Annotated in this window: 12 protein-coding genes; 9 read left to right on the top strand and 3 right to left on the bottom strand. The window is 74.2% G+C overall.

Annotated elements, in window-relative coordinates:
- Positions 1 to 22 precede the first annotated feature (22 nt).
- Entirely contained in the window at positions 23 to 598 is a 576-nt protein-coding gene (locus tag ACIP5K_RS09520) for a methylated-DNA--[protein]-cysteine S-methyltransferase (RefSeq protein WP_401407161.1), read from the top strand.
- Between the two features lie 166 nt (positions 599 to 764).
- Positions 765 to 1988 (top strand): MFS transporter, encoded by a 1224-nt coding sequence (locus ACIP5K_RS09515; protein ID WP_401407574.1) that lies wholly within the window; start codon positions 765 to 767, stop codon positions 1986 to 1988.
- Positions 1989 to 2018: 30 nt separating this feature from the next.
- On the opposite strand, the gene ACIP5K_RS09510 is transcribed toward ACIP5K_RS09515, so the two are convergent.
- Entirely contained in the window at positions 2019 to 2402 is a 384-nt protein-coding gene (locus ACIP5K_RS09510; RefSeq protein ID WP_401407159.1) for a cupin domain-containing protein, read from the bottom strand.
- A 285-nt stretch (positions 2403 to 2687) separates the two neighbouring features.
- Between ACIP5K_RS09510 and fdhA the strand changes: the two genes are divergently transcribed.
- From fdhA to ACIP5K_RS09495, 3 genes are all read left to right on the top strand, one after another.
- The gene (gene fdhA, locus ACIP5K_RS09505; protein WP_401407157.1) at positions 2688 to 3914 is read left to right on the top strand and encodes a formaldehyde dehydrogenase, glutathione-independent; all 1227 of its coding nucleotides are present in this window, start codon (positions 2688 to 2690) and stop codon (positions 3912 to 3914) included.
- Between the two features lie 145 nt (positions 3915 to 4059).
- Complete coding sequence (locus ACIP5K_RS09500; protein WP_401407155.1) at positions 4060 to 4965, top strand: pseudouridine-5'-phosphate glycosidase; 906 nt, start codon at positions 4060 to 4062, stop codon at positions 4963 to 4965.
- The gene (locus tag ACIP5K_RS09495) at positions 4962 to 5870 is read left to right on the top strand and encodes a carbohydrate kinase family protein (RefSeq protein ID WP_401407153.1); all 909 of its coding nucleotides are present in this window, start codon (positions 4962 to 4964) and stop codon (positions 5868 to 5870) included. Before ACIP5K_RS09500 ends, ACIP5K_RS09495 begins: the two co-directional genes overlap by 4 nt.
- Positions 5871 to 6004: 134 nt before the next feature.
- Here the strand turns inward: ACIP5K_RS09495 and ACIP5K_RS09490 are convergent, their stop codons facing one another.
- Positions 6005 to 6808 carry a methyltransferase domain-containing protein gene (locus tag ACIP5K_RS09490; protein WP_401407151.1) on the bottom strand — a complete coding sequence of 268 codons (804 nt, stop codon included), beginning with the start codon at positions 6806 to 6808 and terminating at the stop codon, positions 6005 to 6007.
- A gap of 220 nt (positions 6809 to 7028) precedes the next feature.
- Between ACIP5K_RS09490 and ACIP5K_RS09485 the strand changes: the two genes are divergently transcribed.
- Complete coding sequence (locus ACIP5K_RS09485; RefSeq protein ID WP_401407149.1) at positions 7029 to 8156, top strand: magnesium and cobalt transport protein CorA; 1128 nt, start codon at positions 7029 to 7031, stop codon at positions 8154 to 8156.
- A 19-nt stretch (positions 8157 to 8175) separates the two neighbouring features.
- Here ACIP5K_RS09485 and ACIP5K_RS09480 read toward each other — a convergent pair whose 3' ends face one another.
- On the bottom strand, positions 8176 to 8811 hold the full coding sequence (locus ACIP5K_RS09480) for a uridine kinase (protein WP_401407147.1): 636 nt from the start codon (positions 8809 to 8811) through the stop codon (positions 8176 to 8178).
- Positions 8812 to 8875: 64 nt separating this feature from the next.
- Here ACIP5K_RS09480 and ACIP5K_RS09475 point away from each other — a divergent pair, with 64 nt between their 5' ends.
- From ACIP5K_RS09475 to ACIP5K_RS09465, 3 genes are all read left to right on the top strand, one after another.
- Positions 8876 to 9616, top strand: a complete 741-nt coding sequence (locus ACIP5K_RS09475) for a DUF2293 domain-containing protein (protein WP_401407145.1) — start codon at positions 8876 to 8878, stop codon at positions 9614 to 9616.
- 124 nt (positions 9617 to 9740) lie between these two features.
- Complete coding sequence (locus tag ACIP5K_RS09470; RefSeq protein WP_401407143.1) at positions 9741 to 10226, top strand: DUF1772 domain-containing protein; 486 nt, start codon at positions 9741 to 9743, stop codon at positions 10224 to 10226.
- A gap of 127 nt (positions 10227 to 10353) precedes the next feature.
- Positions 10354 to 11850, top strand: a complete 1497-nt coding sequence (locus tag ACIP5K_RS09465) for a glutamate synthase subunit beta (RefSeq protein ID WP_401407141.1) — start codon at positions 10354 to 10356, stop codon at positions 11848 to 11850.
- Positions 11851 to 12009 lie beyond the last annotated feature (159 nt).

Below are 12009 nucleotides of genomic sequence, written 5' to 3'. Positions count from 1 at the left end.
GGCCCGCCGTACCGTGGTCGCCATGGACGCCACCGGGCAGAACGAGCAGGGCACGGCGACCGCGCGGCCGCGGGTCGTGTGGGCCGTCGTGGGCAGCGACATCGGACCGCTGCTGCTGGCCGCGACGGAGGACGGTCTGGTGAACGTGGTCTTCCACGCCACCGACGCCGTACGGGACAAGGCGCTCGCCCGGATCGGATCCCGCTTCGGGACCGAGCCGGTCGAGGCGCCGGACTCGCCGCTGCTCGCCGACGCGATACGGCAGTTGGACGAGTACTTCGCCGGGCGGCGGCGCGCGTTCGAGCTGCCGCTCGACTGGTCGCTGATCACGGGGTTCAACCGCGAGGTGCTGCGCGAGCTGGCGGCCGGGGTGTCCTTCGGCGCGGTCGTGGGATACGGGGATCTGGCCCGCCGGGTCGGACAGCCCTCCGCCGCCCAGGCCGTGGGGGTGGCGATGGGGGCCAATCCGCTGCCGGTCGTGGTGCCGTGCCACCGGGTCGTGGAGCGGGACGGGGGCATCGGGGGCTTCGGCGGCGGACTGGAGACGAAGCGGAAGCTGCTCGCGCTCGAAGGGGTGTTGCCCGAGCCGCTGTTCTGAGAGGGTCTGCGGGGCTCCGAGGACGTCTCCGGGCCGCGGGGCCGCCGGGACCGGGTGGGGTGAGGGGTGAGGGGTGCGGGGTGCGGAGAGCGGGGGCCGCGACCGGGTCGAGGACGCGGCCGGCCGGGTCGCCGGCGCAGCCGCGGGTGACGGCGCCGGGCCCGAGCTGCGCGCGCTCCAGCGGCGGACCCAGAAGGTGCTGGTCGCCTCGCAGATACTCGGCGGTCTGGGCACCGCCACGGGGATCGCGCTGGCGGCGGTGCTCGCCAGGCGGGTGAGCGGGGACGAGGCGCTGTCCGGGCTCGCGTCCACCGCGAGCGTCGCCGGGACCGCGGTGCTCTCGGTGCCCCTGGCCGCGTTGATGAACGCGTGGGGGCGGCGGGCCGGACTCGTGCTCGCCTATCTGATCGGCGCGGTGGGAGCGGTGCTCACCGTGGGCGCCGCGGCGGCGGGGAGTTTCCCGCTGCTGCTCGTCGGGCTCGCCGGGTTCGGAGCGGCGTCGTCCGCGAATCTGCAGGCCCGCTACGCGGCCGCCGATCTGGCCGAGCCCGACCGGCGGGCCCGCGCGATCTCGACCGTCGTGTGGGCCACCACGATCGGCGCCGTGCTCGGGCCGAACATCGCGGCGCCCGCGGGCCGCAGCGTCACCGGCCTCGGGATACCCGCGGAGGCCGGCCCGTTCGTATGGGCGGCCGGGGTGTTCCTCGTGGCCGCCGTCCTCGTACAGGTCATGCTGCGGCCCGACCCGCTGCTGGCGGCGCGGGCGGCGGCGCCGGCCGAGGAGCACGGGCGCGAGGCCCGGTCCGTCCGGGCGGGGTTCGCCGCGGTCGCCGCCTCGCCGCGGGCCCGGCTCGCGCTGGTCACGGTGGCCGTGTCGCACACCGCGATGGTCTCGGTGATGTCGATGACGCCGGTGGATCTCCAGCACCACGGCGCGGGCATCCAGGTGATCGGCCTCGTGATCAGCGGGCACATCACGGGGATGTACGCGTTCTCCCCGGTCATGGGGCGGCTGGCCGACCGGTTCGGGCGGCTCACGGTGATCGGGCTCGCCGTCGGGCTGCTCGCGTGTGCGGCGCTGCTCGCCGGGACGGCGGGCGGCGGCCGGGCGCAGAGCGCGGCGGGGCTGTTCACGCTCGGGCTCGGCTGGTCGGCGGGCTTGGTCGCCGGGTCCGCGCTGCTCACCGACTCGGTGCCGCGGGCCGCGCGGGCCGCCGCACAGGGGTTGTCGGATCTGACGACGAGCCTGGCGGCGGGGATCGGCGGCGCGACCGCGGGCCTGGTGGTGGCCACGGCGAGCTACGCGTGGCTGAACCTGGCGGCGGCCTGCCTGCTGCTGCCGCTCGGCGCGCTCGCGCTGTTCACCCGCCGTCTCCCGCAACCGGGCTGACGCGTACGACCGTTCAGCGGAAACGTTCGTTCAGCTCAGCGTGATGTGGTACGCCTTGCGCAGCGTCTCGTGCACGGTCCATGTCGTGCGGTCGCCCTCGCGGAGCACGGCGGCGCTGCCCGGTCCGACCTCCAGGGTGGCGCCGCCCTCGACCTCGACGGTGGCGCGGCCGCTGACGACCACGAACAGTTCGTTCGCCTCGGTGTCGGTGACGACGCCCGGCGTGATCTGCCAGATGCCGCGCAGGTGTGTGCCGTCCTCGGACTCCCACAGGACCTTGCCGGTGACCTCGGGGGTTCCGGAGACGATCTGCGCGGGGTCGAGCGGCTCGGGTTCGAGCTCCACGTCCGGGATGTGCACGGCGAAGGAGGGGGCGGCGGTAGCCGGGGCGGCGGTCTGGTCGTTCACGGTCATGGCCGGTCACCCTAGTCGGCCTGCGCCCGCGGTCTCACTGGACGCCTCGTAGCGTGCCGGCGCCGCCGACTGGACGGCTCGTCGAGGGGCGGGCGGGCCGTCGGGCGGAGACTCGAAGCGATGTAACGACATGGGCACCCCGCGGGCGTGCGGGCTCGCGGCGCCTTCGAGAGGACCGCGCCGCGCGTCTCCTCAGCGGCCCGATTCGGTAGCAGACTCCCCCGTGCGCACAGCCGGAGCATCCGCCGACGACGAGCAGCAGAGCCGAAGGGACGGCGATCAAGCATGAGCGGAAACAGGGCAGTCGCATATCTCAAGCCGGGTGCGGTGGAGGTCAGGACCATCGACCACCCGACGCTCGAACTGAAGGACGGGCCGGGGGTGGCGCGTGCCAACGTCGGCCGCGTCTGCCGGCACGGCGTGATCCTCAAGGTGCTCGCCACCAACATCTGCGGCAGCGACCAGCACATGGTGCGCGGCCGCACCACGGCGCCCGAGGGGCTGGTCCTGGGCCACGAGATCACGGGCGAGATCGTCGAGAAGGGTCCGGACGTCGAGTTCCTGGACATCGGGGACATCGTCTCGGTGCCGTTCAACATCGCGTGCGGGCGGTGCCGCAACTGCAAGGAGCGCAAGACCGGCATCTGTCTGAACGTCAATCCCGCTCGGCCCGGCGCGGCTTATGGCTATGTCGACATGGGTGGCTGGGTCGGCGGGCAGGCCGAGTTCGTCATGGTTCCGTACGCGGACTTCAACGCGCTGCGCTTCCCGGACGCCGACCAGGCGCGCGAGAAGCTCCTCGACCTGACGATGCTGTCGGACATCTTCCCCACCGGGTTCCACGGCGCGGTCACGGCGGGGACGGGGGTCGGCTCGACCGTGTACGTGGCCGGGGCCGGGCCCGTCGGTCTCGCGGCGGCCGCGTCGGCGCAGCTGCTGGGCGCCGCCGTGGTGATCGTCGGCGACCTGAACCCCGAACGGCTGGCCCAGGCGCGCAGCTTCGGCTGCGAGACGGTCGATCTGACGCGGGGCACGGCCGAGGACCAGGTCGCGGAGATCCTGGGCGTGCCGGAGGTCGACGCCGCCGTGGACGCGGTGGGCTTCGAGGCCCGCGCGCACGGCCCGGACGCCGCCGAGGCGCCGGCGACGGTCCTCAACTCCCTGATGGGCCTCACGACGGCCGGTGGCGCGCTCGGCATCCCCGGCCTGTACGTGACCGACGACCCGGGCGGTGTCGACCAGGACGCGCGCACCGGAACGCTGAAGGTGCGGCTCGGGCTCGGCTGGGCGAAGAGCCATCGGCTGTCGACCGGGCAGTGCCCGGTCATGGAGTACCACCGCGGCCTGATGATGGCGATCCTGCACGAGCGCGTGCACATCGCGAAGGCCGTCAACGCGACGGTGATCGGCCTGGAGGACGCGCCGCGCGGATACGCGGAGTTCGACCAGGGGGCGAGCAGGAAGTACGTCCTCGATCCGCACGGCGCGCTGAGCGGGGCGCGTCCCGTCTAGGAGGGGCGTTACCGGAGTGAGGGTGCTCCACGCGCGCGTGGGGCACCTTTCCCGTGCCATCCGCCCGCGCGGCGGCGGTGTTTGGGAGTGACGCACGTCCGCCAGGGATGTCAGGGACAGATCAGATGGCGGAGGAGGCACACGCATGCCGGTGGTGTCGGACGAGGTACGGGACGCGCTCGGGGCGGGGCGCCCGGTGGTGGCTTTGGAGTCGACGATCATCGCTCATGGGCTGCCGCGGCCCCGGAATCTGCGGGTGGCGCTCGAACTGGAACAGGCCGTACGGGACGAGGGGGCGGTGCCCGCGACGATCGCCGTCCTGGACGGACGTCCCCACGTCGGCCTCGACAGGGCGCAGGTGGAGCGGGTCGCCGAGGAGGACGGCATCCGCAAGCTGAGTCAGCGGGACCTTCCGCTCGCCATGGCCACGGGTGCGAGCGGTGCGACGACGGTCTCCGCGACGGCGCTGCTCGCGGCGCGGGCGGGGATACGGGTCTTCGCGACGGGCGGGCTCGGCGGGGTGCACCGGGACTGGGCCGGGACGCAGGACGAGTCGGCCGATCTGGGGCTGCTCGCGCGTACGCGGATCACCGTGGTCTGTGCCGGGGTGAAGTCGATCCTCGACGTGCCGGCCACGTTGCAGCGGCTGGAGACGCTGGGGGTGGCGGTGGCCGGGTACGGCACGACACGTTTCCCCGGCTTCTACCTGGCCGACTCCGGGGAGCCGGTGGACTGGACGCTGCACACGCCGCAGGAGGTGGCCCGGGTCATGCGGGCCCAGGACGAGTTGGCGGCCCAGGAGTCGGCGCTGATCGTCGCCCTTCCCGTACCGGAGGAGTCCCAGCTGGATCCGGAGCTGCACGCGCGCGTGCTGGAGAGCGGGTTGCGGGCCTGCGCCGAGGAGGGTGTCGCCGGGCAGGCGGTGACGCCGTTCCTGCTGGACCATCTGATGCGGCACACCGAGGGGGCCTCCCTGGAGGCGAATCTGGCGGCCGTGCGCGGGAACGTGCGGCTGGGCGCGCGGATCGCGGCGGCCCGGGCCCGGATGTGACGGGGGACGGCGGGGCGCTGCTCGTCGTCGGCGACGTCGTCACGGACGTCGTCGCCCGGCACCGCGGACCGCTCGCCCGGGGGACGGACACGACGGCCCGGATCCGGACGGTGCCGGGAGGCGCGGGCGCCAACGTGGCCTGCTGGGCGGCGTACGCGGGCTGCCCCGACGTCGCGCTGCTCGGACGGGTCGGGGCGGACTCGGCGCGGTGGCACGCGGAGGCGCTGGTGGGGGCCGGGGTGCGGCCGCTGCTCGTGGTGGACGACGAGGCGCCGACCGGGGCCGTCGTGAGCCTGGTCGACGAGGGGGACGGCGGCGAGCGGACGTTCCTGACGGACAGTGGGGCGTCGCTGCTGGTGGGGCCGCGCGACTGGTCGGCCGCGCGGCTGGACGGGGTGGGCTGGCTGCACCTGTCCGGGTATCTGTTCTTCTCCGCGTCGGGGCGCGCGCTGGTGTCCGTCGCGGTGCGGGACGCCCGCGCGCGTGGAGTGCCGGTGAGTGTGGACCCGGCATCGGCGGGCTTTCTGCGGGAGTTGGGGGCCGGGCGGTTTCTCGCGCTGGCCGAAGGGGTCGACGTCCTGGTGCCGAGCCGGGACGAAGCGGTGCTGCTCAGCGGGGTGGAGGACGCGGGTGGGGCCGGGGCGGAGCTGAGCGGACGGTTCCCGGTGGTGGTCGTGAAGTCGGGGGCCGCCGGGGCTCTGGTCGCGCGGGGTGGCGTGGTGCGGGAGCGGGGCGTCGCCGCGGAGGGGGTCGTGGTGCGCGACTCGACGGGGGCCGGGGACGCCTTCACCGGGGCGGTGATCGCGGCGCGGCTCAGGGGCGAGGGGTGGCGGGAGGCCGTGGGGGCAGGATGCCGGGCCGGGGCGGCCGCGGTGGGGGTGGTCGGGGGACGGCCGCCGGGATGACCCGGCGGCGGAGGGGGCCGCGCTGGCGGGCGGGCGATCCCCGGCCCGCCCCTCCCGCCCTCGGGGAGACCCGGCCGCGCCGGCCTGGGCGCGCGGATCCCGGCGCCCCCGGCCGTGCGTGCCGCTCTGCGGGGCTAGGCGGGCTTCCTGCCCCAGGCCGAGATCAGGGGGGCCGTCGCCAGATCCATCGAGCCCTCCCGCACGTTGGCCAGGTGGCGGTCGATCTCGGCGTCCGTGGCCAGGTTCGCGGAGACCAGGTCGGCGCGGATCTGTTCGACCGTCGCCGCTTCCAGGGCCGTGCAGGCGGGAGAGGCCAGGGGGAAGTACGCGTCCGACTCGACCTGGCGCAGGCCGGCCTCGCGGAGCAGGCGCGGGAGCCTGCGGCCGTAGCTCAGGTCCGCGCCGCGCTCGGCGAGCAGGGAACGGAAGCCGTGGCGCAGGCGGTTGGCCAACTGCTGTGCGGGGCCGTGCTCGTCGGGGCAGAGCAGGGGCTGGAGCGCGGGGTCGGCGTCCTCGATCAGCAGGCGGCCGCCGGGGCGCAGCGACTGGATCATGGACTGGAGCGCGCGGTCCCGGTCGGGGACGTGGACCAGGACGAGCCGGGCGTGGACCAGGTCGAAGGTCTCGGCGGGCGGTGCGTCGGCACCGACGTCGTGCCGGCGGACCTCGACCGGCGAGCGGGGCGAACCGGTCTGCCAGGACGTGTCGATGTCGGTGGCGAGCACCCGGCCGGTCGGGCCGACCTGCCGGGCGAGCCAGGACACCACCGAGGTGCCGCCCGCGCCGACCTCCCAGCAGCGCCAGCCGGATCCGATGCCGAGCCGCTCGATGTGCCGGAACGTCGTGGGGTCGAACAGCGTCGACAGCGCGTCGAACCGCTGGCCCGCCTCGGGCTGCTGATTGTCGAGAAGGTATGCGTGGCCGCCGGATGGAGTCATGTCCCGATCATCCCAGCCTCTCCCCGCATACCCGGCATTTGACCTGGCCGTGGACGTCTGCGCGGAGATCACCCCGAAGCGGAGCGGAGCGGAATCCTCCGTTCCCACAGGGCTGGACACGCTGTCGGCGACGACTGGCAGACTGGCTCGCCAGGTCGTCCTCGCACCGGGACGGCGGCCAGGTACACGCACGTACGAAGAGCGGCGCGAGGAGCCGAGCATGTCGATGGCGGGCAATCTGCGAAGGGTCGGCAGCCTGCGCAAGGTGGGCGGGCTGCGGAGAGTCGCGCGTCTGGCACGCCGACGGCCGCGGGTCGACCTGAGCCACCCGGCGCGCTCCCCGCTCGGGTCGGCGGTGGTGAATTGCGTGACGTACCGCGACGGGCGGCGGGAGACGGGCGGCCGGGATCTCGTCGAGGCGGTGCGCGCGGTCCGCAAGGCGGACGACGGCTTCGTGTGGCTCGGCCTGCACGAGCCGACGGAGCTGGAGTTCGCGGACGTCGCGGAGCTGTTCGATCTGCACCCGCTCGCCGTGGAGGACGCGGTCCACGCGCATCAGCGGCCGAAGGTCGAGCGGTACGGGACGACGCTGTTCGCCGTACTGAAGACGGTCTGCTACGTCGAGCACGCGGAGCTGACGGCCACCAGCGAGGTCGTCGACACCGGCGAGATCATGGTGTTCGTCGGATACGACTTCGTGATCACGGTGCGGCACGGCCGGCACGGTTCGCTCGGGCCCGTCCGGGAGTCGCTGGAGGCGAGTCCGGAGCAGCTCGCCAAGGGGCCCGCGGCGGTGCTGCACGCCATCGCGGACGGTGTGGTCGACGACTATCTGACGGTGATCGACGAGGTCCAGGCGGACATCGACGAGGTGGAGACGGAGGTCTTCGCGCGGAACGGGGCACGGACCGATCCCGGCCGGATCTATCAGCTGAAGCGGGAGCTGCTGGAGCTGAAGCGCGCGGTGGCGCCGCTGTCCCGGCCGGTGCTGGAGCTGGCGAGCCGCCCGTTCCCGGTGGTGCCGCCCGAGATACAGGCGTACTTCCGTGACGTGTCGGACCATCTGCTGCGCGCGGTGGAGCAGATAGCCGCGTTCGACGAGCTGCTCAATTCGATCCTTCAGGCCCATCTCGCGCAGGTGACCGTCGCGCAGAACGAGGACATGCGCAAGATCACGGCGTGGGCCGCGATCGTCGCCGTGCCGACGATGGGGTGCGGGGTCTACGGCATGAACTTCGATCACATGCCGGAGCTGCACTGGCGGTTCGGCTATCCGCTGATGCTGGGCGTCATCGCCGTGATCTGTTTCGTGGTGTACCGGGGCTTCAAGCGCAACGGGTGGTTGTGACGGCGGACCGCGGTGTCCGTCAGCCGCCGTTCCACGCGGGGTGGCGGGGGTCGTCGGCGCGGACGACGACGTCGGCGTGGTCGGCGGGGGCGGTCTCCGCGTCGTAGCGGGCGAACGCCGGCAGCGTCCAGTGGTCGGTCTGCGGGGTGCGGCGGCGCAGGGCGCCGGGCGACAGGCTCACGTGGACGGTCAGGTCGAAGGGGAACCAGTGGTTCAGGAGGAGGGGGCCGTGGAGCAACAGGGCGCCGCCCGGCGGGAGTCGGACGGGGGCGCTGCGGGTGGCCCGGTCGGTGTCGGGGTCCCACAGGTCGGGCAGGACGCGTCCCGTGCCGTCCGGTTCGAGGGGGCCGAACACCTCGCGCCACAGGGCGCCGGTGTCGAACCAGCCGCTGTAGTACGCCTCCACGTCCTCGTGTCCGTACTCGTAGCGGAGGGAGGCCGGGCGCAGGAAGCCGCCGGTCCCCACGGTCAGCGAAGACCGGCCGCGCACGCGCAGCGCCTCGTGGACGCGTGAGGCGAGGTCGCCGGGACGGGCAGCGGGTGCCCCGTCGAAGGCGATCTTCGGCCAAGGGCCGCCGTCGGACGGTTTCAGGTCGAGCAGTCGCTCGGCGAGGGCGTCGCCGAGCCGTTCCCAGGTGATCGCTTCGAGTCGCACCCGTCCATGATGCCGGGCGGCGGGCGGGCGGTGGCCGGGTGTCCGGGGTGGGCATGACGTGGGTATGAGCGGTGTCGATCCCCCCTTTCCCGTGACCTCTCCCGTGACGCGCGGTCCCCTCGCCTTCCAGCCGGTCAAGCGGCGGCGGTGCGGCGCGTGCCGCAGCGGGCCGCTCGCGCTGCTGGTGTTCGAGGACGGGCAGCCGCGCTGCCTGGACTGCGCGGACCTGGGGCATCTGGTGTTCCTGCCGCGCGGCGACAGCGCGCTGACCAGGCGGGCGAGGGAGGAGAGCGGGCTGTCGGCGGTCGTGGTGCGGTTCCACCGGCGGCGCGGGCGCTACGAGCGGCAGGGGGTGCTGGTCGAGGAGGGCGGGCTCATCCGGGCCGAGGAGCGGTGCCTGGCCGACGCGGAGGCCCGGGCGCGGCGCCGGGCGCGGGACGCCGGGCGGCGGGCGGCGCAGGACGTGCGCTTCGTGGCGGCGTTCGCGGCGGAGATCCGGCGGCTGCTCCCCGGCTGTCCCGAGGCGCGGGCGCGGGCCATCGCCGGGCACGCGGGGCTGCGCGGCAGCGGGCGGGTGGGCCGGAGCGCCGCGGGGCGGGCGCTGTCGCAGGGGGCGGTGACGGCGGCCGTGCGGGCGGCGGTGCGGCACGGGGACACGCCGTACGACCGGTTGCTGATGGCGGGGGTGGCACGGAAGGAGGCGCGGACTCGGGTCGGCGGGACGGTGCGGGCGGTGCTGGACGGTTGGCTGGCGGGGGATCCGGCGGGCTCGGGCGGGGCGGGCGGTCCGGGGCGGGGCGGATGACGGTTTCGGCGCGCGGAAGACGCCCGCGTCCCGGCGTGACCGGAAACCGCTCCCCCCGTCTGTACGGGTGCGGCATGATCCCTTCACGTGAACAGCCAGGGGGACGGACCAGGGGGGTCGGCGGATGATCGAGGGACCGTTCTTCGTTCTGGTGGTGCTCGGGGCGTTGTGGTGCGGGATCGCGTCCGGGGTGTTCGTCGCGTTCTCGACGCTCGTGATGCGCGGGCTCGGCGCGCTGCCCGCTTCGCGCGGGATCGCCGCGATGAACTCGATCAATGTCGCCGCGATGACACCCGCCTTCATGGTCGTCTTCGTGGGGGCGGCGCTGCTGTGCGCGGTGATCGCGGTCGTCACGTTCGTGCTCTGGCCGGATCCCGGGACGGTCGAGCTGTTGCTGGGATGCGTGCTGTATCTGGCGGGGTCGTTCGGGGTGACGGTCGCGGCGAACATTCCGCGCAACGACGCGCTCGCCAAGCTGGCGGGTGACGAGGACTCCGAGCGCAGTGCGGCGTACTGGCGTCGGTACCTGCGCGAGTGGACCCTGTGGAACCACGTCCGGGGCGGCGCGGCGCTCGCGGCGTCGGCGGCGTTCGTCCTCGCCCTGACCTGAGCACCGCCGCACCGCCGCACCGCCGGACTGCCGTGCAGGTGGGAAGGGGGTCCTCCGGGGCGGAACGGGCACGAGGGGCCAACCCGACGTATCGTGACGAAGAGTGTCACAGCGTAGGGAGAGGGCCATGGCCGACCCCAAGGGCTTTCTCGCCACCCCGCGGCAGGAGGCGCCCCGGCGCCCGGTCGAGGAGCGGGTGCGCGACTGGGACGAGGTCCATGTGCCCGGCGGACTGCTGCCGATCGTCGAGGCGCAGGCGGACCGGTGCATGGACTGCGGCATCCCGTTCTGCCACCAGGCGTGCCCGCTGGGGAATCTGATCCCGGAGTGGAACGAGCTGGTGGCGCGGGACGACTGGCGTGCCGCCGGCGAGCGGCTGCACGCCACGAACAACTTCCCCGAGTTCACCGGACGCCTGTGCCCCGCGCCGTGCGAGGCGGGCTGCGTCCTCGCGATCAACCAGCCCGCGGTGACCATCAAGAACGTGGAGGTGGCGATCGCCGACCGGGCCTGGGCCGACGGCCTCCTCGCCGCACGGCCGCCGGAGCGGCTCACCGGGCGGACCGTCGCCGTCGTCGGCTCGGGGCCCGCCGGACTCGCGGCGGCGCAGCAGCTGACGCGCGCGGGGCACACCGTCGCCGTCTTCGAACGGGACGACCGGGTGGGCGGGCTGCTGCGGTACGGGATCCCGACGTTCAAGATGGAGCGGTCCCACCTGGACCGTCGCATCGCGCAGTTGGCGGCCGAAGGGGTGCGGTTCCGTACGTCCGTGGGGATCGGGCGGGATCTCGGGGCCGCCGAGCTGCGGTCCCGGTACGACGCCGTGGTCGTGGCCACCGGGGCGACCGCGTGGCGGGAACTCGACGTGCCGGGGCGGGAGTTGACCGGCATCCATCAGGCGATGGAGTATCTGCCGCTCGCCAACCGGGTCGGTGAGGGCGACCTGGAGGTGTCCCCGCTCGACGCCCGGGGGAAGCACGTCGTCATCGTCGGCGGCGGCGACACCGGGGCGGACTGCCTGGGCACGGCGGTCCGCGAACGTGCCGCCTCCGTCACGCAGTTGGACATCTACGGCCGCCCCGGTGACGTGCGCGACGAGGTGGCCGAGCCCTGGCCGACGTATCCGAAGCTGTACCGGATGTCCGCGGCGCACGAGGAGGCGGGCGAGTTGCGGACCGCGCCCGCCGCCGAGGCGGACGCGGACGCCCGGCTCTTCGCGGCGTCGACGCTCCGCTTCACCGGGGACGCGGCCGGGCGGGTGCGGGAGGTGCACCTGGTCGAGGTGGACGCGGGGCGCAGGCCCCGGGCCGGGACGGAGCGGCGGCTGCCCGCGGATCTGGTGCTGATCGCGCTCGGGTTCCACGGGCCCGAGCAGCGGGCCGGAGGATTCGCCGAGCAGTGGGGGCTCGCGACGGGCGAGCGGGGCGGGTTCGCGCGGGACGCCGCGTTCGCGACCGAGGTGCCGGGGGTGTTCGTCGCCGGTGACGCGGGGCGGGGGCAGTCGCTCGTGGTGTGGGCGATCGCGGAGGGGCGGGCCGCTGCCGCGGCGGTGGACCGTTGGCTGATGGGGTCGACGCGGCTGCCGGCGCCGATCGGGGCGCATGATCGGCCCTTGCAGGGGTGAGGTCTTGGGTGGCTGAGGTCTTGGGTGGCTGAGGTCTTGGGTGGCTGAGGTCTTGGGCGGCGGGTGCGGTCTTGCGCCAGGTGAAGTCTTGCGGGGGTGATGTCTTGGACGGGTGAAGTCTTGGGCGGGTTGAGTCTGGGGCGGGTGAGATCTTGCGCG

Origin of the sequence: Streptomyces sp. NPDC088785, assembly GCF_044750685.1 — a bacterium.
Lineage (GTDB): Bacteria > Actinomycetota > Actinomycetes > Streptomycetales > Streptomycetaceae > Streptomyces.
The sequence above is the reverse complement of the archived record's forward strand: the minus strand, read 5'-3'. Positions and strand labels throughout refer to the sequence as shown.